Genomic DNA, 26332 nt, shown 5'->3' with positions numbered 1-26332 from the left:
GTCGCGGCGTCGGAGAAAATAATTCTAAACAGCCTGATTGGCGACGGAGCGGACATGCGATTTCTTCCAGTGTTTCTGGATCTGGCGACGGGACCCGTGGTGCTGGTCGGTGCCGGCGAGATGGCGCGGGCCAAGCTGCGGCTGCTGCTCGGCGCCGGTGCGTCGGTCCGCTGGTACGTCACCGATGGCGATCGCGATCTGGCCGGCCTCACCGAGGCGGAGCTGGCGCGGGTGAGTTTCCCGGACGGCGATCCGCTGCACGCCGATCTCACCGGCGCGATCGCGCTGCTGTGCGCCGGCGCCGGCGAGATCGCCGCGCCGCTGGCCGCAAAGGCGCGGGCGCTCGGCGTGCCGGTCAACGTCATGGACGAGCTGTCGCATTCGACCTTCATCTTCCCGGCGATCGTCGATCGCGGTGACGTCGTGGTGGCGATCGGTACCGGTGGGTCTTCGCCGGTAGTGGCGCGCCGCCTTCGCGAACTGATCGAGACCGTGGTGCCGGCGCGGATCGGCGAGCTGGCCGCGCTGATCGGCCGTTGGCGCACGCCGATCAAGGCAAGGATTCCTGAATTCCCGCTGCGTCGCCGGTTCTGGGAGCGCGTCGTCGACGGCCCGATCGGCCGCGCCGTGCTCGACGGGCGGCTGAGCGATGCCGAGACCGAGCTGAAAAAGATCGACGACGCCACCGACTACGCGCGGCATTCGCTCGGCCGCCGCGCCGATGGTCACGTCAGCATCGTCGGCGCCGGTCCCGGTGATCCCGATCTGCTCACCTTGAAGGCGCTGCGGGCGCTGTCGGACGCCGACGTGGTGTTCTACGACGAGCTGGTTTCGCCCGACATTCTCGACCGCATCCGCCGCGACGCCAAACGCGTGCCGGTCGGCCGCCGCGTCGGCCAGCCGGGTATCGGCCAGGACGCGATCAACAAGCTGTTGATCGAGGCTGCGCAGTCCGGTCAGCGCGCGGTGCGGCTGAAGGGCGGCGATCCGTTCGTGTTCGGCCGCGGCGGCGAAGAGGTCGAAGCGCTGCGCGAAGCCGGCGTGTCCTATTCGGTGGTGCCCGGCATCAGCGCCGCGCTCGGTGCGGCGTCGCAGTTCGAGGTGCCGCTGACCTATCGCCACGAGGCGCTGCGCATCACCTTCCTGACCGCGCACAAGGCGAAGGATGCCGAGGCTGTCGACTGGTCGGCGCTGACCGACCAGAAGATGACGGTCGTGGTCTATATGGGCATGAGCGCGGCGCCGACGATCCGCGAAGGTCTGCTCGCCGCCGGCCGCGCCGCCGATACGCCGGTCGGCGTGTTCGCGCGGGTGACGCGGCCGGACGCCGCCTCCGCAGTCGGCTCGCTCGGTGATCTGCCGGCGCTGGTCGCGCAGGTCGACGGCGGTCCGGCTCTCCTGGTGATCGGCGACGTCGTCGCGCATTCGGCGCCGTGGCGCCAGCAACACCTCCTGCAACTCGTCTCGACCTATCAGATGGCCGCCGAATGACCTCGCCACTGCAGCAGAAGATCAAGATCACCGGTCCGTCGGTGGTGACCGCAAACCGCACCATCGACGGCGTGGTGATCTACCGGACCGCGCAGGGCGGCTGGTCGACCGATCTGGCCGACGCCGCGATCGTGCGCGAGGCCGAGCCGGCGCGCGCGCTGCTCGCCGCCGCGGCAGCCGACGACGTCGGTGCCGTCGGCGCCTACATCGCGCCGGTGGAGATCCGCGGGGACGGCACGGTCCGCCCCGGCAATCTGCGCGAAAAAATCCGGCGCAACGGCGTCACCATCGCGCTGCCGGTCCAGGCTTGAGGACTGCTCCATGTATGCTTACGACGAGATCGACCGCGCCATCGTCCACGAACGCGTCGACGAATTCCGCGATCAGGTGCGCCGACGCCTGTCGGGCGAACTGACCGAAGACGAGTTCAAGCCGCTGCGCCTGATGAACGGCGTGTATCTGCAGCTCCACGCCTACATGTTCCGCGTCGCGATTCCGTACGGCACGCTGTCGTCGGACCAGCTCCGCAAACTGGCACACGTGGCGCGAACCTACGACCGCGGCTACGGCCATTTCACCACCCGGCAGAACATCCAGTTCAATTGGATCGCGCTGAAGGATCTGCCCGACGCGCTCGCCGATCTCGCCGAAGTCGGCATCCATGCGATGCAGACCTCGGGCAATTGCACCCGCAACGTCACCGCCGATCAGTGGGCCGGCGTCGCGCCGGGCGAGATCGAGGATCCGCGGGTCTGGGCCGAGATCCTGCGCCAGCACACCGCGCTGCATCCGGAGTTCTCGTTCCTCCCGCGCAAGTTTAAGTTCGCCATCACCGCGTCCGATCACGACCGTGCGGCGATCAAGATCCACGACATCGGCCTGAAGCTGGTCAGAAACGACGCCGGCGACACCGGCTTCGAAGTGCTGGTCGGCGGCGGGCTCGGCCGCAGCCCGTTCATCGGCCGGACCATCAAGCCGTTCGTCGCCGGCCGCGACATCCTCAGCTATATCGAGGCGATCCTGCGCGTCTACAATCAGTACGGCCGCCGCGACAACATCTACAAGGCCCGGATCAAGATCCTGGTGCACGAGCTCGGCATCGAGAAGTTCGCCGCCGAGGTCGAGCTGGCGTGGCGCGAGATCGCCGACGGTCCGCTGACGCTCGACGACGAGATGATCGAGGACATCCGCTCGCGCTTCATCTATCCCGCCTATGAAGAGCTGCCCGCCGAGCCCGACGAGCTTCGCGCCGCGGCCGGTGATGCGCGGTTCGAAGCGTGGCGCACCAACGCGGTCGCGCCGCATCGCCAGGACGGCTACGCCATCGTCACGCTGTCGCTGAAACCGGCGGGCGGACCGCCCGGCGATGCGACCGCCGAGCAGATGGATGCGGTCGCCGACCTTGCCGACAGATACTCGTTCGGCGAGATCCGGGTCGGCCACGAACAGAATCTGGTGCTGCCACATGTCGCGAAGCGCGATCTGCCGGCGCTGTGGGCGGCGCTCGACAAGCTCGGCCTCGCCACCCCGAACGTTGGTCTCGTCAGCGACATCATCGCCTGCCCGGGGCTCGATTACTGCTCGCTGGCGAATGCGCGCTCGATCCCGATCGCCCAGGAGCTGTCGCGCCGCTTCGCCAATCCCGATATCGCGGCGCTGATCGGGCGGCTGCACATCAACATCTCCGGCTGCATCAATGCCTGCGGCCACCACCATGTCGGCCACATCGGCATTCTCGGCGTCGAGAAGAACGGCGAGGAGTTCTATCAGATCACCATCGGCGGCCGCGCCGACGAGGGGGCCGAGCTCGGCGCGCTGATCGGCCCCGCAGTGCCCTACGGCGAAGTCGCCGACGTGATCGAGGACATCGTCGAGGCGTATCTCAGCCTACGGCAACGGCCGGACGAATTGTTCGTCGACACCGTCAAGCGGCTCGGCGTCGAGCCCTTCAAGGAGCGGGTCTATGCCACTCGTTAAGAACGGACAGATCACGGCCGATGAGTTCGTGGCCGTGGCCGACGACGCGGAGCTGCCGGCCGAGGGGGCGGTGCTGATTTCGGCGACGCGATTCCTGGCCGATCCAGACAGCTTGGCGGCGCGCAACAGCCCGCTCGGCGTGATCTGGCCGAACAACCGCGATGTCGCCGAGCTGAAGCCGTGGCTCGACCGGCTGGCGCTGATCGCGCTGGTGTTCCCGACCTACAAGGACGGCCGCGCTCACAGCCAGGCGCGACGGCTGCGCGAAATCTTCGGCTATCGCGGCGAATTGCGTGCGACCGGCCAGGTGCTGCGCGATCAGTTCACCTTCCTGGTCCGCAACGGTTTCGACGCGTTCGACGTCAAGAAAGAAGCCGACGCGCACGCCTTCGGCGAAGCGACGCATCGCTACACTGAATTCTATCAGCCGACCGGCGACGGCCACCGCAGCGCCTTGCAGCGGCGGCGGCAGCGGCATTTGACGTCGGCGAGTTAGTAGCCCTGGGAAATAGCGTGGCCTAACCTCTCCCCGCGTGCGGGGAGAGGTCGGCCCGGCGGAGTGGAGCGAAGCCGGGTCGGGTGAGGGGGCATCTCCACGAGTCAGAGCGTCAGCTTAGCTGGCTGGATTGGGTAACATCGACGGCGGGCACTCGGCTTCGGTGCGACGCCCCCTCATCCCACCCTTCTCCCCGCGCGCGGGGAGAAGGAGCCGGCTTTGCTCGCGGCGATGTCCCTGCCTATACGCAATCCTGCTTCCTCTTTGGCCTTGCGTTCCTGCCGGGCTTGTCCTTCTCTCCGCCGCCATGAGCAATCAGCTTCTCGACCGTGTCGTTGCCGAAATCGCCGACGAGATGGCGCAGCGGGCGGACCGCGGCGCGGTCGCGAGCTACATCCCCGAGCTGGCGCGGGTCGATCCGCGGCGCTTCGGGCTGGTGGTGATCGACGCCGCCGGCCACGTCGCCGCCGCCGGCGATGCCGACGTGCCGTTCTCGATTCAGAGCATTTCGAAAGTGTTCACGCTGACGCTGGCGCTCGGCAAGGCCGGCGACCGGCTGTGGCGGCGCGTCGGCCGTGAGCCGTCGGGCTCGGCGTTCAATTCGATCGTGCAGCTCGAGCACGAGCGCGGCATTCCGCGCAATCCGTTCATCAACGCCGGCGCCATCGCGGTCACCGATCTGATCCTGTCAGGCCACCAACCGCGCGAGGCGCTGGGCGAAATCCTGCGCTTCCTGCAGTTCCTCGCCGGCGATTCCTCGATTGTGATCGACGACGCGGTCGCGAAGTCCGAGCAGCGCACCGGCTTTCGCAATGCCGCGCTCGCCAACTACATGAAGTCGTTCGGTGTGCTGGACAATCCGGTCGAATACACGCTCGGCGTCTATTTCCATCACTGCGCGATCGCGATGAGCTGCCGGCAGCTGGCGATGGCCGGGCGATTCCTGGCGCACAACGGGCAGAACCCGTCGACCGGCCACAATGTGGTGTCGAGCGAGCGCGCCCGACGCATCAACGCGCTGATGCTGACCTGCGGCCATTACGACGGCTCTGGCGAGTTCGCCTACCGGGTCGGCCTGCCGGGCAAGAGCGGCGTTGGCGGCGGGGTGCTGGCGGTGGCGCCGGGCAACGCTTCGATCGCGGTGTGGGCGCCCGGGCTCGATGCCGCCGGCAATTCCCATCTCGGCCGGGTCGCACTGGAAGCCCTCACCAAGCGGATGGGCTGGTCGATCTTCGGCGTCTGACGCGCCTCACAGGCAGCGCGCAGCAAAAAGGGCCGCACGCGTACGCCGGCCCTTCGTCACTGGCTGCGAAGATCGCGGCGGCGTCGCCGCGCGGGTCGCGGCGTCATGGCCGCTTGGTAGCTTGCTCTTCGAGCATCGCGACTTCGTGATACCAGCTCGAGCAGGTCAGGATGTTGGCCGGATTCGACGCGGCCTCGCCGCTCGGCAGCGCCGCGCGGTTGGCTCCATCCCGGCCACCGACCGGGAACTGGTAGATCTTGGCGGAGGTCTGATTCAGGCTGCTCACGCGATCTCTCCTTTCTCTCCTTCAGGTCGATAGGCTGGCTCGACGTGCGTTCGATCGCGCGTCGCAACGGATGATACGCGATTGCTTCGCGTTCGGGCAGAATGATCAACAACGAACCAGCCAGTGGCGATTCTTTGCGCATTCGCCCATCTGCTGGCGAACTCGGCAGTCTTTGGTGCAACGCGGCCGTCATGGCTTGGTTGCGAGTCACGAGAATCGTGCGCCTGACCGGTTAATTTTGTTCGCGACGGCGGATGCGGAAAAATACGGAGCCGTCGACGGTTTTGCGTGCCGCGGGGCGGCGTGACCGCCCTGTGCTCTCGACATCGGGTGTGGTGCCGTCGACGCGGTCTTGCCTGCGGCGATTTGGCCCAATCTGGCATATTAAATGCTTCATGATCGCCGGACCGACGGCCGCCGGGAGCGGTTCCGCGTCCGCCAGCGGCCGAACGCCGATGGCATCTCCAACGAGAGGACCGCATGACCAAGTACAAGCTCGAGTACATCTGGCTCGACGGCTACAAGCCGACGCCGAACCTGCGCGGCAAGACGACCATCAAGGAATTCGAAATCTACCCGACGCTGGAGCAGCTTCCGCTGTGGGGATTCGACGGCTCGTCGACGTTGCAGGCCGAAGGCCACAGCTCGGACTGCGTGCTGAAGCCGGTCGCGATGTACCCGGACGCCGCGCGCAAGAACGGCATTCTGGTTCTGTGCGAAGTGATGATGCCGGACGGCGTCACTCCGCATCCGACCAACACCCGCGCCACCATCCTGGACGACGAAGGCGCCTGGTTCGGCTTCGAGCAGGAATACTTCTTCTACAAAAACGGCCGTCCGCTCGGTTTCCCCGATTCCGGCTATCCGGCGCCGCAGGGCCCGTATTACACCGGCGTCGGCTACAAGCATGTCGGTGACATCGCCCGCCAGATCGTCGAAGAGCATCTCGACCTCTGCCTCGCCGCCGGCATCAACCACGAAGGCATCAACGCCGAGGTGGCGAAGGGCCAGTGGGAATTCCAGGTGTTCGGCAAGGGATCGCGGACCGCCGCCGACCAGATGTGGATGGCGCGCTACCTGATGCTGCGTCTCACCGAGAAATACGGCATCGACATCGAGTTCCATTGCAAGCCGCTCGGCGACACCGACTGGAACGGCTCGGGCATGCACTGCAACTTCTCCACCGCCTACATGCGTGAAGTCGGCGGCAAGGAGTATTTCGAAGCGATGATGAAGGCGTTCGAGGCCAATCTCGACGACCACATCGCGGTGTACGGCCCCGACAACCACATGCGGCTGACCGGCAAGCACGAGACCGCGCCGTGGAACAAGTTCTCCTACGGCATCGCTGACCGCGGCGCGTCGATCCGCGTGCCGCACTCCTTCGTCAACAACGGCTACAAGGGCTATCTGGAAGACCGCCGCCCGAATTCGCAGGGCGACCCCTACCAGATCGCGTCCCAGGTTCTGAAGACGATTTCGTCGGTCCCCACCTCGAAGTCGGCGGCCGCCGCCTGAACCTCCACGGCGACTGCTCGCGGCCCGGACGCAAGTCCGGGCCGTTGCCGTTTTGGTGCCCTGCGCCCCTCCGGTCGTCATGACCTGTTTCCTTCGCGCGAATTGCAGGTCCCCTCGGCCGCAAGCGCGGGCGCGTCATCTTCACCTTTCAGCCACTGTTGACGTGCAACAACTGCCCGGCGCGCCGTGAGCCGGTGACGGGGCCGGCGGTTCGCGCGCGAATGGGGAAGCTGGACAATGTTTCGCGGGGTGATGGCCGTTCTCGGCCTGTTGGTGCTGGCGGGCTGTGCCGGCGATGTCGCACCGTCGGTCGAGACGCCGTCGATGTATCAGAGCATGGCGCGCGAAGGCGCCCGGGTCGACGTCGCGGCGGCGGCCATCATGATCTCGCAATATCGCCAGAACAACGGCCTCGGCCCGGTGACGGTCGATCCGGCGCTGACCAAGCTCGCCGAGGACCAGTCCTCGACCATGGCGAGGCGCAACAAGCTCGACCACGACGTCAAGGCGCCTCTGGCGCAGCGGCTGAACGCCTCCGGCTATCCGGCGGTGGTCGCGGTCGAGAACGTCTCGGCCGGCTATCACACGCTGGCCGAAGCGTTTTCGGGCTGGCGGGATTCGCCGCCGCACCGTGCCAACATGCTGAAGGCCGGCGTCGACCGGATCGGCATCGCCGCCAGCTATGCGCCGGGCACCAAATACAAGGTGTTCTGGACCATGATTCTCGCCTCCACCGATACGCCGCGATAAACCGGGCGTGATCGCGCTCAGCCGTTGGCGCAATTGACGCTGGTGCCCCGCACCGCCAAGTATCCGACGTCATTGCTCGAGGTGTGATCGACCTGATGGACCCGACCCCGCACAGGAAGGCTGCCAGGCCCTGCGACGCACGCCGCGTGCTGGTGCTGCAAGGCGGCGGCGCGCTCGGCGCGTATCAGGCCGGTGCCTATCAGGCGCTGTGCCATCACGATTTCGAGCCGCAATGGCTCGCCGGCATTTCGATCGGTGCCATCAACGCCGCGATCATCGCCGGCAATCCGCGCGAGCAGCGCGTCGACAAGCTGAAGCAGTTCTGGGAGATGGCGTCGTCGCCGGTGCCGTGGCAGCCGCTGCTGCACGACGATCACGTGCATTCGCTGTTCAACGAGACATCGGCGGCGGTGATTGCGACCTTCGGGGTGCCGGGCTTCTTCACGCCGCGGTTTCCGCCGACGCACCTCTTGCCTTCGGGCAAGCCGAGCAATCTCAGCTATTACGACACCACGCCGCTGCGTTCGACGCTGGAGCGGCTGGTCGACTTCGACCGCCTCAACACCAACGGCATTCGTCTCAGCGTCGGTGCGGTCAACATCGCCACCGGCAACTTCGTGTATTTCGACACCACCAAGCAGACCATCGGCCCCGAGCACATCATGGCGTCGGCCGCGCTGCCGCCGGGCTTTCCGGCGATCGAAATCGACGGTGAGCATTATTGGGACGGCGGCGTCGCCTCCAACACCCCGCTCGACTACGTGCTCGACTGCGAGCAGCGGGACGATCTCTTGATCTTCCAGGTCGATCTGTTCAGCGCCCGCGGCCGGTTGCCGGAGACGCTGCTGGAGGCCGCCGAGCGCGAGAAGGACATCCGCTATTCCAGCCGGACCAGGCTGAATACCGACAAGAACAAGATGATCCACAATACCCGCAAGGCGTTGCGCGACCTGATCGAGCGGCTGCCCGCGGAACTGCGCGACGATCCCGCCTACACGATCCTGCATCAGGCGGCCAAGGAGAACACCGTCACGGTGGTGCATCTGATCTATCGTAAACGGGATTACGAAGCGTCGTCGAAGGACTACGATTTCTCCCGGCTGAATATGGCCGAGCACTGGAAGGCCGGCGAGCAGGACGTCTACGTCTCGATGCGCGACCAGAGCTGGCAGCGGGCGCCGCAGGACGGCGAAACCATGGTGACCTGGGACCTCACCCGGGATGCTTTCGAATAAGCGGCCTGTACTGCGCCGCTTTCTCAACTTCGCGAACAGGAGCGGATAATGACGAATCTGACAGGCAAGACCGCGGTCGTGACCGGCTCGACCTCGGGCATCGGGCTCAGCTACGCGCGCGCCTTCGCCAAGGCCGGCGCCAACGTCGTGATCAACGGCATGGGCGAAGCTGACGCGATCGAGAAGGAGCGCAAGGCGATCGAGAGCGACTTCGCCGTCAAGGCGGTGTACTCGCCGGCCGACATGCTGAAGCCGGCCGAGATCGCCGAGATGATCAAGCTCGGCGAGACCACCTTCGGCTCGGTCGACATTCTGGTCAACAACGCCGGCATCCAGTTCGTCTCGCCGGTCGAAGACTTCCCGATCGAGAAGTGGGACGCGATCATCGGCATCAACCTGTCGTCGGCGTTCCACGGCATCCGCGCCGCGGTGCCGGGGATGAAGAAGCGCGGCTGGGGTCGCATCATCAACACCGCCTCGGCGCATTCGCTGGTCGCGTCGCCGTTCAAGTCGGCCTATGTGGCTGCCAAGCACGGCATCGCCGGCCTGACCAAGACCGTGGCGCTGGAGCTCGCCACCCACAAGATCACCTGCAACTGCATCTCGCCCGGCTACGTTTGGACGCCGCTGGTCGAGAAGCAGATCCCCGACACCATGAAGGCGCGCGGTCTGACCAAGGAGCAGGTGATCAACGACGTCCTGCTGGCCGCCCAGCCGACCAAACAGTTCGTCACGCCAGAGCAGGTCGCCGCCCTCGCGGTCTATCTCTGCGGCGACGACGCCAGCCAGATCACCGGCGCCAACCTGTCGATGGACGGCGGCTGGACTGCGGCGTAAGCCGCACCAGCAGCTTCAGTGCCTGTGCGGGTCGTAAGCGTCCGCCCCACCACCGACGTCATCCTCCGCGAAAGCGGAGGAACCAGTATTGCAGAGCATTTCGTCTCTGGGATACTTGGTCGCCCGGTCAAGCCGGGCGACGACGTGAGTGTGATGAAATAAGTCTCGCTCACCCCGTCTTCCCGAACGCCAGCACGTGCGGGCCGAGGCGGTTGCGGACGATCCGGGACAGCAGCAGGGTCTCGAAGGTCAGCGCCGCCGATGCTTGCGACTATCTCTTCGCTTGCTTTTGCACCGCTTGCTCCAGAGCCATCCGGATGTAGCGCTGATAGGGGACACCCGCGGCCTTCGCCTGCTGGCGCACCGCGGAGAGCAGTTGTTCCGGCAGCCTGAGGTTGACCGACTTGTCTTTCGGTTTCATCTCGAACTGCATGGTGACCATGCCCGACAGGTCGTAATCACCGAGGTCGGCCTTCGCGACGAAGGCTTCCGCTTGGGCGTCACTTTCCAGCTTTGGCAACTTCTTCTTCATAGGCGGCGATTTCCTTGGCGTGCATATAGCGGGCGCTGATCGGGCGAATGAGTGTTCGATCGGAACGGCTCCTGAGCGTGAACACCACAAACACCATCCGTCCCGTTTCGGTCCGGCCGATGGCCTTGAAGCGCTCCTCGGATGAGGAATGCGCCGGATCGGGAAACACGCTGATCGGCCCGCGGAATAGGCCTTCGATCTCTGCAACGGTCACGCCATGTCTGGCGCACTTGGCGCGATTGCCGAGGTCCCAATCAAAGCCGGCAACTTCCATCGGCTGCCTCTATCTAAAATAGGCATTTGTATAGACAAATGTCAATCTGTCGCCCCTCCGGGGCGGCGGAAACGGCTCAGACTGTCTTCAGCGCGCCTTCGCGCCAAACGCCAGCACGTGCAGGCCGAGGCGTTTGCGGACGATCCAGAACAGCAGCACGGTTTCGAAAGTGAGCGCCGCGGAGGTGGCGGCGGCAGCGCCGTAGCCGCCGAAGCGGGGCACCAGGATCAGGCACAGCGCCAGATTGACCGCGAACGCCAGCGCATAGGCCAGCGCGCAGACGTGCTGGTGGCCGAGCATGTTGAGCAACCGCTCGACCGGGCCGATCGCGGCGCGGACCATCAGGCCGATCGCGGCGACGAACATGATGCCGTAGCCGGCGGTGAACTGCGGGCCGAACAGCCACAGCAGCGGCTTGCCGAGCGCCAGCAGCGCCAGGGTCGCCGCCAGCGACGGCCAGAACGTCCACACGATCGCGTGACGGACATAGGCGGCGAGCCGCACATTGTCGCCGGCGACGCTGTATTCGGTGAAGCGGTGGGCGGTGCTCGCCGACATCGCGTAGTGAATGAACGACACCAGCGCCAGCGTTTTGACCACCGCATAGTAGATGCCGACCTCTTCAGGCGTGCTGAACTGCTGCAGCACCAGCACGTCGGTGTAGGACAACAGCAGATAGAAGCTCTCGACCAGCAGGATCGGCAGCGAAGTCGCGAGCCAGCCGCGGATGTCGTAGGCGCGGGGACCGGCCGGGACATGACCGGCGAGTCGGCGATTGAGCGCGATCATCTGCCCGAGCATCGCGATCCACACCGCCGCGCAGCTCGCCGCCATCGCTGCGACCGCGCCGAGATCGAAGCCGAGCACGAACAATCCGGCGGTGAAGCCGATGATCAGCGCCTGCCGGATGATGAATTGCGGCATCAGGCCGAGCCGCATCCAGTCGTGCGAACGGGCGATGCCGTCCTGGGTGTTGGCGACCACGAAGGCGGGCAGCGTCAGACAGCCGAGATACAGCGGCACCACGGTCGCATCGCCGACCAGCGGCGATAGTGCCCACACCACCGCGGCCAGCAGGAGCGACACCAAGCTGGAAGCTGCCAGCGTGCCCCAGCGGCTGCCGGACAGAAAGCCCCGCAGCCGGTCGAGCTCGCCGCGCGCGCGGTATTCCGGGATGATCTTCTGCGCCGAGGCGGAGATGCCGAAATCCAGCATCGAGCCAAGCAGCAGCACCCAGGTCCAGACATAGACGTAGATGCCGTAGTCAGACGCCCCCATCCATCGCGCCAGCAGGATCTGGGCGCCGTAAGCCAACCCCGCGCTGACCACGCGGATCAGAAAGATGGTGCCGGCGAGCCGGTTGGTGAGCGAAGCTTCGTTCGAGCCGCCGAACAGCGCGGCGAGGCGGGCCTTCAGCGCTGCCAAAGGCGTTGCTGGTGGAGAATCCATGACAGCCAAAGCGCTTCCCCGAAACCGCCGTATCCGGCATCGGCATGATCTAGCAACCGGATGTTAAGAATCGGTTGGGCGGGGGCTCGCGCAGCTCTCGGTGGCGACAGGATCGGTTTCGGTTTTGGAACCGGGCCGGATGGCGCGCGTTGGGGAGTGCGGCCGGTTCCCTTTGCCCGGCGGTGCCGGCCGCCTCGGTGGCGAACCGAGCCCGAGCCCTCGAATGAGGACGTCCACAGATGCCGAAATGGCCGATGCCGAAGCTGTCGCGCAAGAACGCCGGACGCCTCGCCGGGGCCGGTGTGGTAGCGGTCGCGGTCGCCGCCGTTGTCAGCGTGACGATGGTGAGCGGCATCGGATTGTCCGGTGCATCGGTGCGCGAGTGGGCGTTGAACCTCGCCAGCCTGGTCGTCGCATTTCTTCTGATCGCAGGCGTCGGGCGCCGCCAGAACGACAAGCGGTAAAGCCTGGACAGATGTCGCGGCCTTGTCAGGAAAAGCACTACAACTCGAGTTGGTAGTGCGACGATTGATCGATCGGTCGATCGTAGCGCCTCGCTATCCGTTGCCGGCGCCGGACGGTTCGGTCGTTACTTGGGCGAACTAACTGTTAAGACCTGCCTCGTAGCTTTGCGTAGCCGGACCGGGGCGTCGATCAGCGTCCGCGCAACACGTTTCCAGTCGCCGAATCGGAATTCGCCGTGATCTCTTCCGTCAAGCCCACTGGCGTTGAAGTGTTCTTCGACGCCGACGATATCATCGTGTCCAAGACCGACCTCAAAGGGCGGATCACCTACGCCAACCGCGTGTTCACCGACATCTGCGGATACAGCGAAGCCGAACTGCTCGGCCAGCCGCACTCGATCGTGCGGCATCCTGACATGCCGCGCTGCGTGTTCAAGCTGCTGTGGGACACGCTCGCCGAAGGCCGCGAGATCTTTGCCTACGTCAAGAACATGACCAAGTACGGCGATCACTATTGGGTGTTCGCGCACGTCACCCCGTCGTTCGACGCCGCCGGCACGGTGGTCGGCTATCACTCCAATCGCCGCGTGCCGGAGCGCCGGATCGTCGCTGCGCTGGAGCCGGTCTACGCCGAGTTGCTGGCGCAGGAAGCGCGGCACCGCAACGGCAAGGACGCGCTGGCCGCCGGCTATCGGCACATGATCGATTTCGTCAAATCGAAGAACATTTCCTATGACCAGCTCGTCTTCTCTCTCTAAGGCCGGGATTTGCCTCGGCGTCGTCGTCGCCGGGACGTTCGCCGCGGTTGCGGGGCTGGCGCTCGGCGTGCCGCTGCTGCAGCAGGCCGGCCTCGGCCTCGCGCTGCTCGGCGCCGCCGGCGCTGCCGCGATGCTGCTGCGGCTGAATCGGATGCTCTCGCAGATCGACCAGGTTTGCGGCCGGATCGCCGACGGCGACTTCGAGGCCCGGCTGATCGGATATCGCGACGGCGGGCGCCTGCTCGAGCTGCAGAGCCGCTTCAACGACATGATCGACCGCTGCGACGCTTTCGTGCGCGAGTCCAGCGCCGCGATGGCGGCGATCCGCGACGACAAATACTATCGCCACATTTTGCCGCAGGGGCTGCGCGGGTCGCTGCTGATCGCGAGCCGCACCATCAATGAAGCAATGCAGGCGATCGAGACGCGGGTGGCGGCGTTCAACGCCAACACCGCCGAATTCGAGACCGCGATCGGCACGGTGATCGACGCGGTCGGCGCCGCCTCCAGCAACATGGGCGTGACAGCTACCAGCCTCAACCGCGGCGTGATCGCGACGCGCGACCGCACCTTGGCGGTATCTGCCGCCAGCGAACAGGCGTCGACCAACATGGAGACGGTGGCGGCGGCAACAGCCGAACTGACCGCCTCTGCCAACGAGATCCTCAGCAGCGTCAACCGCTCGGCGACGATCGCGCAGGCGGCGGTCGCTGCGTCCGACCATGCCCGCGACACCGTCGGCAGCCTGTCGACCGCGACCGAACGGATCGGCGCGATCGTGCAGTTGATCGAAGAGATCGCCTCCCAGACCAATCTCCTGGCGCTCAACGCCACGATCGAGGCGGCACGCGCCGGAGAGGCCGGTCGCGGCTTCTCGGTGGTGGCGCAGGAGGTGAAGTCGCTCGCTGAGCAGACCGCCAACGCCACCCGCGACATCTCGCGCAGCATCGCCGAGGTGCAGGACACCACCCGCGCCGCGGTCGACGCGATCTCCGGGATCGGCCGCTCGATCGGCGAAGTCGACGACATCACCCATCAGGTGGCACTTGCGGTCGAGGCGCAGACCGCGGCGACCGGCGAGGTCGCCCGCAACATCGAAGAGGCGTTCGCCGGCATTCGCGACATCTCGGGGAATATCCAAAGTGTCGGCAGCAACATCAGCGAGACCGAACAGCACGCCGAGGTGACGCTGTCGGCATCCGGCACATTGGCGCAGCAAGCCCGCTCGCTCGGCGATGCGGTGCGCGACTTCCTGCGCACGCTGCACCGCGATGGTGCCGAGTCGCGCAAGGCCGCGTGAGGCGGCTGCGGCGATCCGAGTTTGGCCATACACCTTAACGCGAATTCATCTAGATGAATTCGCTCGTCAGCGGTTGTTCAGCTGCAACTTCATAGGCTCGGGCCGGTTTGATGGTTCCCGATCCGAAGGAGGTTGTTCGATGAAGCTGAAACTTGCCGTTGCCGCCGCTGCCGCCTTGAGCGCCGTCGCGCTCGCGCCGGGTGTCGCTTCCGCGGCGATGCCGAACGGTCTTCCCGGGGCCGCCCAGGCCGCCGGCAGCCCATCCGCGAACGTCGATCAGGTGCGCTACGTCTGCAACGAATGGGGTCGGTGCTGGTGGCGGCCGAACTACTACGGAGCCTACGGCTACTACGGCCCGCGGTTCTATGGTCCGCGCTATTATGGGCCCCGCTTCTACGGCCCGCGTCCGTACTGGCGGCATCACGGCTGGCGCCGCTGGTGAGCGAACCGCGCGTTCCTGGCCCAGATGCAGCAAGGGCGGCCTTCGCAAAGGCCGCCCTTTCGCATAGGTCAGCGCAGCAAGCCGTTCTGCGTTACTTCTTCACCCCGAAGGTCGCCGGGTCGAGCTTGGCGTAGACCTCGTTGTAGAACATGTCGCTGAGCTTCTTCGGATCGTTCTCGATCGGGCCGATCAGCTTTTCGTATTTCGCCAGCAGCTCCTTGTATTTGTCGACGAATTCCTGGGCATTCTCGATGCCCTTCTTCTTGGCGGCCTCGACGATGCCGGGCAGATCCTTTTCGACGAAGTCCTTGCGCGCGGCGAGCAGTCCCGGATCCGGCTGCACTACCGGCACCTTCTTCTCCTTGGCGAGTTCGAGCGCGGCCTTGTCGCCAGCGTGATATTCGTTGACGGTCTTGACCACCGCCACCGGGATCGCCTTGAGGATGCCGGCGCGCTGCGGCGTCGTCATCTTCGACCAGGTGTCGAGGTTGATCGAATACAGATTGCCGGAGCGGAATGAGCCGAGATTGAGCAACACCACTTGGCCCGCTGTATCGGCGAGGCCGTGGGTCTTGAGCCCGCCGACCGCATAGACCGCGGCGTCGATGATGCCGCGCGACAGCGTCTCGTACATTTCGGACGACGGCACGTTGACGCCGGTGGCGCCGACCGATTTGGCGAAGCGGTCCCACAGCGCGCCGCCGGCGCGCAGCTTCTTGCCCTTGATCTTCTCCAGCGAATTGATGTCGCCCTTGGCGATCAGCACATAGGGCGCGGTGCTCATGCCGCTGCCGAACAGTTGGTTCTGCTTGGTGTATTCGGCGAGACACGGCTGGCAATGCAGGTTGAACAGCTCGGTGATCGCCATCGCGGCCGCCATGTCGTTCTCGCCGACCATCGCCAGATCGTTGAGCATCACGCCGTAGGGATAATACGACGGGGTGTAGCTCATGGTGGCGAAGCCGACGTCGGCGACCTGGTCGCGGATGCCGTCGGAGATCGCCTTGGCGCCGAGCAGCGATTCGGCCGGGAAGATCCGGACGGTGACTTCGCCGTTGGTGTTCTTCTTCACCTCTTCGGCGAAGGTCTCGTAGCCGAGACCGACCGGGTGCTTCGGCGACAGATAATGCACCGCCTTCAGCGTCGTCGCCGAGGCGCTGCCCGAGGCGCCGAGTGCGAGCGCGAACGCCAGTGCGGTCGCGGCCATCCATTTTGCCTTCATGTCGTTTCTCCCTGTGCTTGGTATGCGGCTTTTCGCCGTCCTCGGTGTGTCCTCGAGTTGCTCCGATCAGTTGACCAGCGTGGTCAGGTAGGTGGCGATCTGCGGGAACGCGACCAGCAGCGCGACGCAGATCAGGTCGGCGACCAGGAACCAGAGAATCCCGCGGAAGATCGTCTCGATCGGAATCGTGTCGCCGACGATGCCTTTAATGACGAAGACATTGAGCCCGACCGGCGGCGTGATCAGCCCTATCTCCAGCAGCTTGGTCAGCAGGATGCCGTACCAGATCAGGTCGACATGCAGCTTCTCGACCGCCGGCAGGAACACCGGCAGCGTCAGCAGCATGATGCCGATCGGGTCGAGAAAGCAGCCGAGGAACAGCAGCACCGCCATGGTGCCGAGCACCAGCATCAGCGGCGAGATCTGGCCCTCGATCACGATGCTGGAGATGAAGTCGGTGAAGCCGGACAGCGCCAGGAACCGGGTCAGCAGCAGCGCTCCGATGGCGATGATGAAGATCGAGCCGGTGGTCACCAGCGTCTCGGTGATGGCGAGCTTGATCTTGTCCCAGGTCAAAGTGCGCTGCGCGAAGCCGATCACGAACGCCAGCAGCGCGCCGATGCCGCCGGCTTCGGTCGGGGTGAACACGCCGCCGAACAGCCCGCCGAACACGCCGAAGATCAGCACCAGCACCGGCCAGGTGCCGCGGAACGCGCCGAAGCGGTCGGCCCAGGTGACGCGCTCGGTGATCCGCGGCGCCAGCGACGGGTTCAGCTTGACGCGGGTGACGATCATCGCGGCGTACAGCACGGCGGTGAGCAGCCCCGGCACCACGCCGGCGATGAACAGCTTGCTGATCGGCAGCTCGGCGTAGATGCCGTAGACCAGCAGCAGGATGCTGGGCGGGATCATCGAGCCGATGGTGCCGGCGACCGCGACAGTGCCGGCGGCGAGGCCGGGATGATACTTGCTGCGCAGCATCTCGGGGATCGCGATCCGGCCCATCGCGGCGGCGCAGGCCAGCGACGACCCGGTGACCGCCGAAAACCCGGCGGCGGCGCCGACCGAGGCCACCGCGAGGCCGCCCGGCATCCACGACAGCCAGGCGCGGGCCACCCGGAACAGGCCGTCGGTGAGCTGCGAGTGGAAGCAGATGTAGCCCATCAGCAGGAACATCGGCACCGAACTCAGCGTCCAGTGCGAGATGAAATCGTACGGCATCGACGTCAGCGTGCCCCACGCCACGCGCGGGCCGAGCATCGCCCAGATGCCGGCGAACGACAGTCCGCCCAGTGCGACGCCGACCGGCACCCGCAGCAGCATCGCCACGATCAGCAGGCCGAGCACGACCCCGCTCAGCGTCAGATCATCCATCGTCGGCGCCTCCCCCTGCGCTCGGCTTTTTTTTATTCGATCGCTTCGCGCGCGACGTGAGGTTGCAGCACCTTGCGGTCGCCTCTGAACAGTCGGACCGCCTTGTAGACCAGCACCAGCGCGATCATGCCGCAGCCGATCGGCAGGAAGAATCGCGTCGGCCACACCGTCACCGCGACGGTGCCGAGGGCCTGTTCGCCGATCTCGTATTTCTTGATGGCGTCACCGCCGGTCTGCCAGGCGAAGGCGCCGAAATACGCCGCCGACAGCAGCGCCACCACGCCGATCAGCGCGTCCTGGATCCGCCGCGGGAAATGCTGGGTGGCGAGTTCGACGACGATGTGGCCGTTGGCGCGCTCGATCATCGCCAGCGGCAGGAACACCACGGCGACCATGTAGTAGGCGGAGACGATCTCAACCGTCCCGTGCAGCGGCGCATTGAAGACATAGCGGGCGACGACGTCGGCTGCGATGTGCAGCATCATCAGCACCAGCGCGACGCCGCCGATCCAAGCCAGCAACGCCGACGCGTAACCGAGCAGTTTGCCCAGCATGTGTCCCCCCGGATGGATCGCATCGCCCGCGGGTTTTCCCGTCTGTTGCGTGCTGCGATCCTGTTTTCGTTGGCGACAGGGTCCAGCGCGAGGCGCTCGATGTCAAGCCCGTCGGCGCAGTGCATTTTTGAGGGAGCCGAAACGGCACGTCGCGGACCGGCAGCGTCACGGCCTGGCACCGCGTCTTGATCTGCGCTGCTGCCGGTCGCAGCAGCATCGCGATCAGTCGCGCACCTCGCAGACGTCGACCCATTCGGCGCCGACCAGCTCGGCCATCCGCTGCGGCGCGATCCGCACCGCGCTGTGGGTCGAGCCGGCTGCCGGCACCACGACGTCGAACGCCTGCAGCGACACGTCGCAATAGATCGGCAGCGGTTCCTTCAGGCCGAACGGACAGACGCCGCCGACTTCATGGCCGGTGAGATCGGCGACTTCGTGGACGCCGAGCATCTTCGGCTTGCCGCCGAGCAGCGCCTTCGCCTTCTTGTTGTCGAGCCGCATCGTGCCGCTGGTGACGATCAGCACCACGCGCTCGCCGACGCGCAACGACAGCGTCTTGGCGATCTGCGCCGGCGGCACGCCGTACGCTTCGGCGGCGAGCGGCACGGTCGCCGAACTCATCGCCGATTCCTCGACGGCGATGTCGGGGGCGTGGTGGGCGAACCAGGTGCGGACGGATTCCAGACTCATGCGGCTCCTCGAGGCCGGCGCTTCGTGCCGGCAACCGAGCAGCCGATATGCCGCAAAGCCTGCGGCGGTGCAAACTCAGCGGCTCGCGACGATCTCCGCCAGCGCCGCCAGTGAGCCGATGCGGTGGTCGGGCTCGAAGCCGAGCACGTCCATCTGGGTGCGCAGCGCCTTGAACAGCGTCTGCGGCGGCAGCGGCCCGGGGCGCCGCAGTTCGCGCGCCATCGCCTCGCGGCTGACGCGCTCGATCCAGGCGACGGTGAAGCCGAACGCCTTGGCGCCGGCGACGTCCCATGGGTTCGACGAGACGAACAGCATTTCGCGCGGCGGCACGCCGAGCCGGGCTTCGGCGAGCGCATAGGCGCGCGGATGCGGTTTGAAGACCTTGGCGGCATCGACGCTGATCACGTCGTCGAGCACGCGGTCGAGCCCGGTGTTGCGGGTGAGGGCGCCGAGCATCTCCGGGCTTCCGTTGGACAGGATCGCGCGCTTGCAGGGCGCGAGCGCATCGAGCGCCGCCAGCGCTTCGGGATACAGCGCGAGGTCGAGATATTTGGCGAAGATCCGCTCGAATGCGCCGCCACCGGCCTCGATGCCGAGACAGTCGAGCGTGTAGGCGAGCGAATCCCGGGTGACGACGGCGAAGTCCTCGTAGGTCCCCATCTGCGAGCGCAGCCAGGTGTATTCGAGCTGCTTGATCCGCCAGAGCTGAGTGATCACCTCGCCGTAGCCCGGAAACTCCGTCTCGGTCACCGCCGCCACCGACTGGATGTCGTACAGCGTGCCGTAGGCATCGAACACGACGGCCTTGATGGTCATGGGGTGGGTCTCAGTCTTTGCTGCCAATTTCGTTGGTACGGCGACGCTATCTCAGTGGCCGCGCGATGAGAAGCGCGGGCGCGGTTGCTTCGCTAAGCGGTGCAAGAATTGCGGCGGGCTCCCTCGCCCCGCCCTTGCGGGGAGAGGGTTGGGGTGAGGGGCGACGCGGGGCGCTGCGGCTCGGCTGCGGGGAAGCGCCCCCTCACCCGGCATGCATCTGACGATGCCTGCCGACCTCTCCCCGCGCGCGGGGAGAGGTGACCAGCTTAGATCCCCAGCAGCTTGCGGGCGTTGTGCTTCAGCACTTTCGGCCGGACCTCGTCGCGGATCTCGAGCTTGGCGAAATCCGACAGCCAGCGGTCCGGGGTGATCACCGGCCAATCCGAGCCGAACAGCATCTTGTCCTGCAGGATGGTGTTGATGTAGCGCACCAGGATCGGCGGGAAGTACTTCGGCGACCAGCCCGACAGGTCGATATAGACGTTGGGCTTGTGGGTGGCGACCGACAGCGCCTCTTCCTGCCAGGGGAAGGACGGGTGCGCCAGGATGATCTTCATGTCCGGGAAGTCGGCCGCGACGTCGTCCATGTACATCGGGTTGGAGTATTTCAGCCGCATGCCCATGCCGCCCGGCATGCCGGAGCCGACGCCGGTCTGGCCGGTGTGAAACAGAGCGATCGCGCCTCCTTCCTGGATCGCCTCGTACAGCGGATAGGCGAGCCGGTCGTTCGGATAGAAGCCCTGCATCGTCGGGTGGAATTTGAAGCCCTTGATGCCGTAGTCGGCGATCAGGCGCCGCGCCTCGCGCACGCCGAGCTTGCCCTTGTGCGGATCGATCGAGGCGAACGGAATCAGCACGTCGGAGTTCTGCCGCGTGATTTCGATCATCTCGTCGTTGTTGTAGCGGCGGAAGCCGGTCTCGCGCTCGGCGTCGACCGGGAAAATCACCGCGGCGATCTTCTTGGCGCGATAATACGCGGCGGTCTCCGGCACGGTCGGCGGATGCTTGTTGGGCGAGCCGAAATACTCGGCCATCCGCGCCTGGAAATCGTCGTAGCCGTCGTCGGCGTGGCAGCCGCAGGGCTCCTCGGCGTGGGTGTGGATGTCGATGGCGACGAGATCGTCGGGATTCAGCATCGGGCGTTTCCTTCGGGCGTTTGCTCGCCTTCTTGGCGGCGGCGAATTGATTATGGTCTATAATTATTTTGCGGAACTGTGAAGCGGCTCGGCGCACAGGATTTCTGCCCTGCGCCGGCTTGCGACCCCCTTGGTCCGGGGTTTTCCGCAAGTCACGGACCGGTTCCGGGGCAGGATCGATTGACAGGCCGGGAGTCGCTGGATAGATAGACACCGTCCCGGGCGGGCCTCCCGCCATCGGGCCGTTTTTCTGTTGCATTCCGGCCAGTTGTCACGGCCTTTCAAACAGTCAGGATAGACCCATGAAGGTCCGTAACTCGCTGAAGTCGCTGCTCACCCGCCACCGCGAAAACCGCCTGGTGCGCCGCAAGGGCCGGCTCTACGTCATCAACAAGACCCAGCGCCGTTTCAAGGCCCGCCAGGGCTGATCGGCCGGGCCGGCATCGGCCTCGCTGTTCGTTCTCACGCCGCTGTGACGCGCGCGCTGCTTTGCAGCGCGCTTTGTCGTGTCTAGACTGTAGCGATGGCCTTCCGCATTCGATATCGGCACGGCATCGGCGGCGCTCTGGCGCTCGCGGCTTTGCTGCTGACTGCTCCCGATCTCGCGCGGGCGCAGGCTCCCGATGCGCCGAAGCACCCGCTGGAAAAATCACTGGATCAGCCGCCCGCGCCGCCGGAGAAGCTGCCGCGGGTGCCGGCCGACCGCACCAAGGGGCTGGATTTCCTGTTCGGGGCCCTGAAGGCTGCGCCCGATGAAGCCAGCGCCAAGCATGTCGAGGGCCGGATCTGGGCGCTGTGGAGCCAGACCGCCAGCGACACCACCGCGCTGCTGATGGCGCGTTCCAAGGTCGCGATGGATGCCAAGCAGTTCGACGTCGCGCTGAAGCTGCTCGATGCCGTCGTCAAGCTGAAGCCGGACTACGTCGAGGGCTGGAACCGGCGCGCGACGATCTACTATCTGCAGAACGACTACATGCATTCGCTCGAAAATATCGAGCAGGTGCTGGCGCGCGAACCGCGCCATTTCGGCGCGCTCGCCGGCCTCGGCATGATCATGCAGGAACTCGGCGACGACAAACGCGCGCTCGACGCGTTCCGCAGGGCGCTGGCGCTCAATCCGCATCTCGACAAGGTGCCGGACCTCGTCAAGACGCTGTCGGAGAAGGTCGAAGGCCGCGACATCTGAGGCGCTTCTGCGCCGGTCGCGCTTTGATTCCGGCCGAGCCACCCCACATCCAAGGTCCACCGCAAGCATCGCCGCCGGCCGATGGGCCGAGCGGACGATCATCGACATCAGCACGGGAGATCCCAATGAGCACGACATCCGGTTCGGCGAAGTGGCAGGGCGGCATCAAGGACGGCAAGGGCGCGATCTCGACCAAGAGCGGCGCGCTGTCCGATTATCCCTACGGCTTCGCCAGCCGGTTCGAAGGCAAGCCAGGCTCCAATCCCGAAGAGCTGATCGGCGCGGCTCATGCTGCCTGCTTCACCATGGCGCTGTCGCTGATCCTCGGCGAAGCCAAGCTCACCGCCGAGCAGATGGAAACCAAGGCCGACGTCACCCTGGAGAAGCAGGGCGACGGCTTTGCCATCACGGCGGTGCATCTGACCCTCACCGCCAAGATCCCCGGCGCCGACGACGCCACCTTCCAGGACTGCGCCGCCACGGCCAAGGCCGGCTGCCCGGTGTCGAAGCTGCTCAACACCAAGATCACGATGGACGCCAAGCTGGTGAGCTGAGCCAGCAACATCCTCTCCTTTGTCATTCCGGGGCGCTCACGAAGTGAGCGAGCCCGGAATCCATATGCGCCGTGCTAGCTGTGAAGCACAGGGGCCGGGGGATTAGCGCAACAACTCATTCGGTGGTTATGGATTCCGGGCTCGCGCTACGCGCGCCCCGGAATGACACGGCTGCCCGTAATTTTGACAATCGGACAAAAATGTCCGATGTTGGTCCGGTCGAGGTCTCGGCATGGACAAGCGTGATCGGTTCATCGCGGAGTTGCGCGAAGAGGCCCAGGCTCGCGGGCTGCGCTTTCGCGTCGACTATCGCAAAGGCAAAGGCGGTCACGCGATGGTGTTCGTCGGCGATCGCCTGACGACATTGCCGAGTCGTGAGATCGATCCCAAGACCGCGAGGAAGATACGAAAACATCTGGGTCTTGCAGACCAATCGGCCGACTGTGGCCACCGAATGAGGATTTGCCTATGAAAACCTACGCCTACGCGGCAGAATTCGAGCCGGGAGATCGGCGCGGCGTCGTCGTGGTGAGTTTTCCCGATGTACCCGAGGCGATCACTCAGGGTGACGATATGGCTGACGCCCGCGTGCAGGCGGAGGAAGCTCTCGGTCTGGCGCTTCTGAGCTATCCGCAGCGCGGTCTTCCGCTGCCGAAAGCGAAGACCAAGACCAAGGGGCTTATCATGATCGCAGTTGCCCCCGAGGTCGCTGCGAAACTGGCAGTCCTGGAGGCCTTCGCGGAGGCTGGTATCAACAAAAGCGAATTGGCGCGCCGGATGGGCAAAGACGAGAAGGAGGTTCGCCGAATCCTCGATCCACGGCACCCGACCAAATTGCCGGCAATGGTCGAGGCGTTACGTGCGCTCGGCAAGCGGCTAGTCATCGGAGTCGAAGTGGCGGCCTGACCCGCCATAATTTGTGTCTCCGCTCAACCCAGGCGACCAGCCCCGACGTAAGCCTCTCCTTTGTCATTCCGGGGCGCTCACGAAGTGAGCGAGCCCGGAATCCATATGTCCCGTGCAAGCTGTGATGCACTGGGCGAGGGTGATTGGCGCAACAACTCATTCGGTGGTTATGGATTCCGGGCTCGCGCTACGCGCGCCCCGGAATGACGAACGTGAGATTGAACGAGGGAGGGCTTGCCTCTCCGTGCCCCTCACACGTCCGTATCGCTCGGTCCGACATAGGCGATGCGGACCATGTTGGTGGCGCCGGGGGTGCCGAGCGGGACGCCGGCGACGATGATCACGCGCTGGCCGGACTTGGCGAAGCCGTCGCGGAAGGCGATGCGGCCGGCGCGCTCGACCATGTCGTCCTGATCCTTGGCGTCTTCGGCCACGACGCAATGCACGCCCCACACCGCCGACAGCTTGCGTCCGGTGTTGATGCTCGGCGTGATCGCCACCACCGGCACCTTCGGCCGCTCGCGTGCCACCCGCAGTGCGGTCGAGCCCGACGAGGTCCAGCAGATGATCGCCGACAAGTCGAGCGTCTCGGCGATCTGCCGTGCGGCGCCGGCGATGGCATCGCCGGCGGTCGCTTCGGGATCGGGACGCTGCGCCGTCACCACGGTGCGATAGGTGGCGTCGCGCTCCACCTCCTCGCCGATCCGGTTCATCGTCGACACCGCTTCGATTGGATATTTGCCGGCGGCGGATTCGGCCGACAGCATGATCGCGTCGGCGCCCTCATAGACCGCGGTGGCGACGTCGGAGACTTCGGCGCGGGTCGGCACCGGGCTGGAGATCATCGATTCCAGCATCTGGGTCGCGACCACCACCGGCTTGCCGGCGCGCCGCGCCATGCGGGTCATCTGTTTCTGCAGGCTCGGCACCCGCTCGAGCGGCATCTCGACGCCGAGATCGCCGCGCGCCACCATCAGTGCGTCGGACACGTCGAGAATGTCCTGCAGCCGGTCGATCGCCTGCGGCTTTTCGATCTTGGCCATTACCGCGGCGCGGCCGCGGATCAGTCGCTTGGCCTCGACCACGTCTTCGGCGCGCTGCACGAAGCTCAACGCCACCCAGTCGATTCCGGTCTCGCAGGCGGCTTCGAGGTCGGCACGGTCCTTGTTGGTCATCGCCGACATCGGCAGGTCGGTGTCGGGCAGGCTGACGCCCTTGCGATCGCTCATCTTGCCGCCGATCGCCACGCGGGTGACCGCGCGGTCGCCCGCGGTCTCTTCGCAGATCAGCCGCACCTTGCCGTCGTCGAGCAGCAGCGCATCGCCGACCTTCAGGGCGGCTAGAATCTCCGGATGCGGCAGATGCACCCGCGTGGCGTCGCCCGGCTCCTTGATGGAATCCAGTACGAAGCTGGCACCGTTGTTGAGTTGCACCGGCCCGTTCGCGAACGAGCCCAGCCGCAGTTTGGGTCCCTGCAGATCGACCAGGATGCCGATCGGGCGGCCGTAGCTGCTCTCGACGTTGCGGATGGTCTTCACCAGCTCGCGCATCTTGTCGTGCGCGGTGTGGCTCATGTTGATCCGGAACACGTCGGCACCGGCCTCGAACAGCTTGCGGATCATGGTGCTGTCGGAGGAGGCGGGGCCGAGCGTGGCGAGGATCTTGATCCGGCGCAGACGTCTCATGGCTTGGTCCCGGCATCGCCCGGCGCGCCGGGCGTGGCGGGTGCGGTGCGACCAGGCGTCGGGGGAATGCCCGGCAGTCCGGTTCCGGGCGCTCCGGGCAGTCCCGGCAGCTTCTGCGTGTTCTGTTCGTTGCTTTCGGTCAATTGCACGGTCCAGGCCCGTTGGTCGCCGGTGTCGACCTCGAAGAAGCCGGTGCGATCGAAGCCGCGCGCCAGGCAGTTCTCGGTCCCTTTGATGGTGAATTCCTTGTCGCGCGAGCACATGAAGGCTTGGCCGGACCACTCGCCGCCGCGATCGTAGTCGAGCGCGTAGATGTAGTAGTAGCGCGCCACCAGCGCTCCGCGCAGCAGCGTCTCGCAGCTGCGCGACGACACGTTCCACCAGCCTTCGGTGGTCCAGCCGTCGACGTCCTTGTAGCCCAGTGCGATCCCCACCCGGCTCGAGGTGTTGTTGCACAGCCGGAAGTCGGCAGCGGCGGGGGCGCTGCCGCACAGCAGCACGGCCAACGCGAGCGTCGCCGTCACGGCTGCCGCGGGGCGGGCCCAGATGTGCCGGAAGGGGAGGGAATCTATGATGATCATGCAGCCAAGCTATACCAATTTGCTGATGATTTCGCGTGACAGGGCCGGCCTGTCAACGGTCGCCCTGCCGCGGGCGGGCCGCCCGGAGCGGGGGCCGCCGCGTGGCGGAGTCGGCTGTAACCCCCAGATGTGGCAAAATCTCAGCCCGTCCCCATCTGGGAAGAACCACAGGCGCAGCACAAGGTGATCGCATGGACGACAGCACCCGAACAGAACTGGAAGCGGCGGCGTTTCGTCGTCTGGTCACGCATCTGCGCGAGCGCACCGACGTCCAGAACATCGATCTGATGAACCTCGCCGGGTTCTGTCGCAATTGTCTGTCGAACTGGCTGAAGGACGCCGCAGACGCGCAAGGCGTGGCGATGAGCCGGGACGAGAGCCGCGAGGCGGTGTACGGCATGCCGTACGAGACCTGGAAGGCGAAGTACCAGAGCGCCGCCACGCCGGATCAGGTCGAAGCCTTCAAGAAATCGCACCCGCACAGCCACTGACCGCGGCGCCGTCAGACCGCGCATCAAGGCGCAATTTCGGCGCCGGCGTTTTCCGCTGTGGGTCGCTGTGGATGGGCGTGATGCC

General features: G+C 65.8%; 31 protein-coding genes. 19 read left to right on the top strand and 12 right to left on the bottom strand.

Annotated elements, in window-relative coordinates; translation table 11 throughout:
• Positions 1-54: 54 nt before the first annotated feature.
• The 5 genes from cysG (at position 55) to DWA33_RS16600 (ending at position 5207) form a co-directional block, all read left to right on the top strand.
• Positions 55-1491: a siroheme synthase CysG gene (gene cysG / locus DWA33_RS16620; protein WP_114359346.1), complete on the top strand. Its 1437-nt coding sequence runs from the start codon at positions 55-57 to the stop codon at positions 1489-1491.
• Entirely contained in the window at positions 1488-1802 is a 315-nt protein-coding gene (locus tag DWA33_RS16615; protein WP_114359344.1) for a DUF2849 domain-containing protein, read from the top strand. Before cysG ends, DWA33_RS16615 begins: the two co-directional genes overlap by 4 nt.
• A 10-nt stretch (positions 1803-1812) precedes the next feature.
• Positions 1813-3468, top strand: a complete 1656-nt coding sequence (locus tag DWA33_RS16610; RefSeq protein ID WP_114359342.1) for a nitrite/sulfite reductase — start codon at positions 1813-1815, stop codon at positions 3466-3468.
• Complete coding sequence (locus DWA33_RS16605) at positions 3455-3964, top strand: DUF934 domain-containing protein (RefSeq protein WP_114359339.1); 510 nt, start codon at positions 3455-3457, stop codon at positions 3962-3964. The genes DWA33_RS16610 and DWA33_RS16605 overlap by 14 nt, the downstream gene beginning before the upstream one ends.
• Positions 3965-4271: 307 nt before the next feature.
• On the top strand, positions 4272-5207 hold the full coding sequence (locus tag DWA33_RS16600; RefSeq protein ID WP_114359338.1) for a glutaminase: 936 nt from the start codon (positions 4272-4274) through the stop codon (positions 5205-5207).
• Positions 5208-5310: 103 nt separating this feature from the next.
• Here the strand turns inward: DWA33_RS16600 and DWA33_RS16595 are convergent, their stop codons facing one another.
• Positions 5311-5493 carry a DUF2735 domain-containing protein gene (locus tag DWA33_RS16595; RefSeq protein WP_114359335.1) on the bottom strand — a complete coding sequence of 61 codons (183 nt, stop codon included), beginning with the start codon at positions 5491-5493 and terminating at the stop codon, positions 5311-5313.
• A gap of 480 nt (positions 5494-5973) precedes the next feature.
• Between DWA33_RS16595 and DWA33_RS16590 the strand changes: the two genes are divergently transcribed.
• From DWA33_RS16590 to DWA33_RS16575, 4 genes are all read left to right on the top strand, one after another.
• Positions 5974-7011, top strand: a complete 1038-nt coding sequence (locus DWA33_RS16590) for a glutamine synthetase beta-grasp domain-containing protein (RefSeq protein WP_013504080.1) — start codon at positions 5974-5976, stop codon at positions 7009-7011.
• 237 nt (positions 7012-7248) lie between these two features.
• On the top strand, positions 7249-7761 hold the full coding sequence (locus tag DWA33_RS16585; protein WP_114359333.1) for a CAP domain-containing protein: 513 nt from the start codon (positions 7249-7251) through the stop codon (positions 7759-7761).
• A gap of 95 nt (positions 7762-7856) precedes the next feature.
• Positions 7857-8996 (top strand): DUF3734 domain-containing protein, encoded by a 1140-nt coding sequence (locus DWA33_RS16580; RefSeq protein WP_114359445.1) that lies wholly within the window; start codon positions 7857-7859, stop codon positions 8994-8996.
• Positions 8997-9044: 48 nt separating this feature from the next.
• Complete coding sequence (locus DWA33_RS16575; RefSeq protein WP_114359331.1) at positions 9045-9833, top strand: 3-hydroxybutyrate dehydrogenase; 789 nt, start codon at positions 9045-9047, stop codon at positions 9831-9833.
• Positions 9834-10104: 271 nt separating this feature from the next.
• On the opposite strand, the gene DWA33_RS16570 is transcribed toward DWA33_RS16575, so the two are convergent.
• The 3 genes from DWA33_RS16570 to DWA33_RS16560 all read right to left on the bottom strand — a co-directional run bounded on the left by DWA33_RS16570 (position 10105) and on the right by DWA33_RS16560 (position 12088).
• On the bottom strand, positions 10105-10365 hold the full coding sequence (locus tag DWA33_RS16570; protein ID WP_114359329.1) for a BrnA antitoxin family protein: 261 nt from the start codon (positions 10363-10365) through the stop codon (positions 10105-10107).
• Positions 10334-10639 carry a BrnT family toxin gene (locus tag DWA33_RS16565; RefSeq protein ID WP_114359327.1) on the bottom strand — a complete coding sequence of 102 codons (306 nt, stop codon included), beginning with the start codon at positions 10637-10639 and terminating at the stop codon, positions 10334-10336. The genes DWA33_RS16570 and DWA33_RS16565 overlap by 32 nt, the downstream gene beginning before the upstream one ends.
• An 87-nt stretch (positions 10640-10726) precedes the next feature.
• Positions 10727-12088: a lipopolysaccharide biosynthesis protein gene (locus tag DWA33_RS16560; RefSeq protein ID WP_114359325.1), complete on the bottom strand. Its 1362-nt coding sequence runs from the start codon at positions 12086-12088 to the stop codon at positions 10727-10729.
• Positions 12089-12327: 239 nt separating this feature from the next.
• Here DWA33_RS16560 and DWA33_RS16555 point away from each other — a divergent pair, with 239 nt between their 5' ends.
• The 4 genes from DWA33_RS16555 (at position 12328) to DWA33_RS16540 (ending at position 15052) form a co-directional block, all read left to right on the top strand.
• Positions 12328-12552, top strand: a complete 225-nt coding sequence (locus DWA33_RS16555; protein WP_114359323.1) for a hypothetical protein — start codon at positions 12328-12330, stop codon at positions 12550-12552.
• 236 nt (positions 12553-12788) lie between these two features.
• Positions 12789-13310, top strand: coding sequence for a PAS domain-containing protein (locus DWA33_RS16550; protein ID WP_114359321.1), 522 nt, complete (start codon positions 12789-12791; stop codon positions 13308-13310).
• Positions 13285-14610 (top strand): methyl-accepting chemotaxis protein, encoded by a 1326-nt coding sequence (locus DWA33_RS16545; RefSeq protein ID WP_114359319.1) that lies wholly within the window; start codon positions 13285-13287, stop codon positions 14608-14610. The genes DWA33_RS16550 and DWA33_RS16545 overlap by 26 nt, the downstream gene beginning before the upstream one ends.
• A gap of 139 nt (positions 14611-14749) precedes the next feature.
• Entirely contained in the window at positions 14750-15052 is a 303-nt protein-coding gene (locus DWA33_RS16540) for a hypothetical protein (RefSeq protein WP_114359317.1), read from the top strand.
• A 91-nt stretch (positions 15053-15143) separates the two neighbouring features.
• Here DWA33_RS16540 and DWA33_RS16535 read toward each other — a convergent pair whose 3' ends face one another.
• The 6 genes from DWA33_RS16535 to DWA33_RS16510 form a co-directional block, all read right to left on the bottom strand.
• A complete protein-coding gene (locus tag DWA33_RS16535) occupies positions 15144-16274 on the bottom strand; it encodes a C4-dicarboxylate TRAP transporter substrate-binding protein (RefSeq protein ID WP_114359315.1) in 1131 nt (376 codons plus the stop codon).
• A 66-nt stretch (positions 16275-16340) separates the two neighbouring features.
• Complete coding sequence (locus DWA33_RS16530; protein ID WP_114359313.1) at positions 16341-17648, bottom strand: TRAP transporter large permease; 1308 nt, start codon at positions 17646-17648, stop codon at positions 16341-16343.
• 32 nt (positions 17649-17680) lie between these two features.
• Positions 17681-18202 (bottom strand): TRAP transporter small permease, encoded by a 522-nt coding sequence (locus DWA33_RS16525; protein ID WP_114359311.1) that lies wholly within the window; start codon positions 18200-18202, stop codon positions 17681-17683.
• Positions 18203-18424: 222 nt separating this feature from the next.
• Complete coding sequence (locus DWA33_RS16520; RefSeq protein WP_114359309.1) at positions 18425-18892, bottom strand: YbaK/EbsC family protein; 468 nt, start codon at positions 18890-18892, stop codon at positions 18425-18427.
• Between the two features lie 75 nt (positions 18893-18967).
• Positions 18968-19708, bottom strand: a complete 741-nt coding sequence (locus DWA33_RS16515; RefSeq protein WP_114359307.1) for a haloacid dehalogenase type II — start codon at positions 19706-19708, stop codon at positions 18968-18970.
• A gap of 266 nt (positions 19709-19974) precedes the next feature.
• Positions 19975-20844 (bottom strand): amidohydrolase family protein, encoded by an 870-nt coding sequence (locus DWA33_RS16510; RefSeq protein ID WP_114359305.1) that lies wholly within the window; start codon positions 20842-20844, stop codon positions 19975-19977.
• Positions 20845-21146: 302 nt separating this feature from the next.
• On the opposite strand from DWA33_RS16510, the gene ykgO reads away from it, so the two are divergent.
• The 5 genes from ykgO to DWA33_RS16485 all read left to right on the top strand — a co-directional run bounded on the left by ykgO (position 21147) and on the right by DWA33_RS16485 (position 23490).
• Positions 21147-21272 carry a type B 50S ribosomal protein L36 gene (ykgO, locus tag DWA33_RS16505; RefSeq protein ID WP_011159732.1) on the top strand — a complete coding sequence of 42 codons (126 nt, stop codon included), beginning with the start codon at positions 21147-21149 and terminating at the stop codon, positions 21270-21272.
• 95 nt (positions 21273-21367) lie between these two features.
• Complete coding sequence (locus tag DWA33_RS16500; RefSeq protein ID WP_114359303.1) at positions 21368-22030, top strand: tetratricopeptide repeat protein; 663 nt, start codon at positions 21368-21370, stop codon at positions 22028-22030.
• 125 nt (positions 22031-22155) lie between these two features.
• Positions 22156-22584, top strand: a complete 429-nt coding sequence (locus DWA33_RS16495) for an OsmC family protein (protein WP_114359300.1) — start codon at positions 22156-22158, stop codon at positions 22582-22584.
• 232 nt (positions 22585-22816) lie between these two features.
• Positions 22817-23056 (top strand): hypothetical protein, encoded by a 240-nt coding sequence (locus DWA33_RS16490; RefSeq protein WP_114359298.1) that lies wholly within the window; start codon positions 22817-22819, stop codon positions 23054-23056.
• On the top strand, positions 23053-23490 hold the full coding sequence (locus DWA33_RS16485) for a type II toxin-antitoxin system HicB family antitoxin (protein ID WP_114359296.1): 438 nt from the start codon (positions 23053-23055) through the stop codon (positions 23488-23490). The genes DWA33_RS16490 and DWA33_RS16485 overlap by 4 nt, the downstream gene beginning before the upstream one ends.
• Positions 23491-23741: 251 nt before the next feature.
• Here the strand turns inward: DWA33_RS16485 and pyk are convergent, their stop codons facing one another.
• Together pyk and DWA33_RS16475 are read right to left on the bottom strand one after the other, a co-directional pair.
• Positions 23742-25175, bottom strand: a complete 1434-nt coding sequence (gene pyk / locus DWA33_RS16480) for a pyruvate kinase (RefSeq protein ID WP_114359294.1) — start codon at positions 25173-25175, stop codon at positions 23742-23744.
• On the bottom strand, positions 25172-25756 hold the full coding sequence (locus DWA33_RS16475; protein WP_114359292.1) for a DUF1036 domain-containing protein: 585 nt from the start codon (positions 25754-25756) through the stop codon (positions 25172-25174). The genes pyk and DWA33_RS16475 overlap by 4 nt, the downstream gene beginning before the upstream one ends.
• Before the next feature lie 191 nt (positions 25757-25947).
• On the opposite strand from DWA33_RS16475, the gene DWA33_RS16470 reads away from it, so the two are divergent.
• Positions 25948-26247, top strand: a complete 300-nt coding sequence (locus DWA33_RS16470) for a DUF1244 domain-containing protein (protein WP_114359290.1) — start codon at positions 25948-25950, stop codon at positions 26245-26247.
• Positions 26248-26332 lie beyond the last annotated feature (85 nt).

Source organism: Rhodopseudomonas pentothenatexigens, assembly GCF_900218015.1.
Taxonomy (GTDB): domain Bacteria; phylum Pseudomonadota; class Alphaproteobacteria; order Rhizobiales; family Xanthobacteraceae; genus Rhodopseudomonas; species Rhodopseudomonas pentothenatexigens.
The sequence above is the reverse complement of the archived record's forward strand: the minus strand, read 5'-3'. Positions and strand labels throughout refer to the sequence as shown.

Coding starts and splice junctions, on each gene's coding strand:
- cysG (WP_114359346.1), top strand. CDS start 55: ATGCGATTTCTTCCAGTGTTTCTGGATCTGGCGACGGGACCCGTGGTG.
- DWA33_RS16615 (WP_114359344.1), top strand. CDS start 1,488: ATGACCTCGCCACTGCAGCAGAAGATCAAGATCACCGGTCCGTCGGTG.
- DWA33_RS16610 (WP_114359342.1), top strand. CDS start 1,813: ATGTATGCTTACGACGAGATCGACCGCGCCATCGTCCACGAACGCGTC.
- DWA33_RS16605 (WP_114359339.1), top strand. CDS start 3,455: ATGCCACTCGTTAAGAACGGACAGATCACGGCCGATGAGTTCGTGGCC.
- DWA33_RS16600 (WP_114359338.1), top strand. CDS start 4,272: ATGAGCAATCAGCTTCTCGACCGTGTCGTTGCCGAAATCGCCGACGAG.
- DWA33_RS16590 (WP_013504080.1), top strand. CDS start 5,974: ATGACCAAGTACAAGCTCGAGTACATCTGGCTCGACGGCTACAAGCCG.
- DWA33_RS16585 (WP_114359333.1), top strand. CDS start 7,249: ATGTTTCGCGGGGTGATGGCCGTTCTCGGCCTGTTGGTGCTGGCGGGC.
- DWA33_RS16580 (WP_114359445.1), top strand. CDS start 7,857: ATGGACCCGACCCCGCACAGGAAGGCTGCCAGGCCCTGCGACGCACGC.
- DWA33_RS16575 (WP_114359331.1), top strand. CDS start 9,045: ATGACGAATCTGACAGGCAAGACCGCGGTCGTGACCGGCTCGACCTCG.
- DWA33_RS16570 (WP_114359329.1), bottom strand. CDS start 10,365: ATGAAGAAGAAGTTGCCAAAGCTGGAAAGTGACGCCCAAGCGGAAGCC.
- DWA33_RS16565 (WP_114359327.1), bottom strand. CDS start 10,639: ATGGAAGTTGCCGGCTTTGATTGGGACCTCGGCAATCGCGCCAAGTGC.
- DWA33_RS16560 (WP_114359325.1), bottom strand. CDS start 12,088: ATGGATTCTCCACCAGCAACGCCTTTGGCAGCGCTGAAGGCCCGCCTC.
- DWA33_RS16555 (WP_114359323.1), top strand. CDS start 12,328: ATGCCGAAATGGCCGATGCCGAAGCTGTCGCGCAAGAACGCCGGACGC.
- DWA33_RS16545 (WP_114359319.1), top strand. CDS start 13,285: ATGACCAGCTCGTCTTCTCTCTCTAAGGCCGGGATTTGCCTCGGCGTC.
- DWA33_RS16540 (WP_114359317.1), top strand. CDS start 14,750: ATGAAGCTGAAACTTGCCGTTGCCGCCGCTGCCGCCTTGAGCGCCGTC.
- DWA33_RS16535 (WP_114359315.1), bottom strand. CDS start 16,274: ATGAAGGCAAAATGGATGGCCGCGACCGCACTGGCGTTCGCGCTCGCA.
- DWA33_RS16530 (WP_114359313.1), bottom strand. CDS start 17,648: ATGGATGATCTGACGCTGAGCGGGGTCGTGCTCGGCCTGCTGATCGTG.
- DWA33_RS16525 (WP_114359311.1), bottom strand. CDS start 18,202: ATGCTGGGCAAACTGCTCGGTTACGCGTCGGCGTTGCTGGCTTGGATC.
- DWA33_RS16520 (WP_114359309.1), bottom strand. CDS start 18,892: ATGAGTCTGGAATCCGTCCGCACCTGGTTCGCCCACCACGCCCCCGAC.
- DWA33_RS16515 (WP_114359307.1), bottom strand. CDS start 19,708: ATGACCATCAAGGCCGTCGTGTTCGATGCCTACGGCACGCTGTACGAC.
- DWA33_RS16510 (WP_114359305.1), bottom strand. CDS start 20,844: ATGCTGAATCCCGACGATCTCGTCGCCATCGACATCCACACCCACGCC.
- ykgO (WP_011159732.1), top strand. CDS start 21,147: ATGAAGGTCCGTAACTCGCTGAAGTCGCTGCTCACCCGCCACCGCGAA.
- DWA33_RS16500 (WP_114359303.1), top strand. CDS start 21,368: ATGGCCTTCCGCATTCGATATCGGCACGGCATCGGCGGCGCTCTGGCG.
- DWA33_RS16495 (WP_114359300.1), top strand. CDS start 22,156: ATGAGCACGACATCCGGTTCGGCGAAGTGGCAGGGCGGCATCAAGGAC.
- DWA33_RS16490 (WP_114359298.1), top strand. CDS start 22,817: ATGGACAAGCGTGATCGGTTCATCGCGGAGTTGCGCGAAGAGGCCCAG.
- DWA33_RS16485 (WP_114359296.1), top strand. CDS start 23,053: ATGAAAACCTACGCCTACGCGGCAGAATTCGAGCCGGGAGATCGGCGC.
- pyk (WP_114359294.1), bottom strand. CDS start 25,175: ATGAGACGTCTGCGCCGGATCAAGATCCTCGCCACGCTCGGCCCCGCC.
- DWA33_RS16475 (WP_114359292.1), bottom strand. CDS start 25,756: ATGATCATCATAGATTCCCTCCCCTTCCGGCACATCTGGGCCCGCCCC.
- DWA33_RS16470 (WP_114359290.1), top strand. CDS start 25,948: ATGGACGACAGCACCCGAACAGAACTGGAAGCGGCGGCGTTTCGTCGT.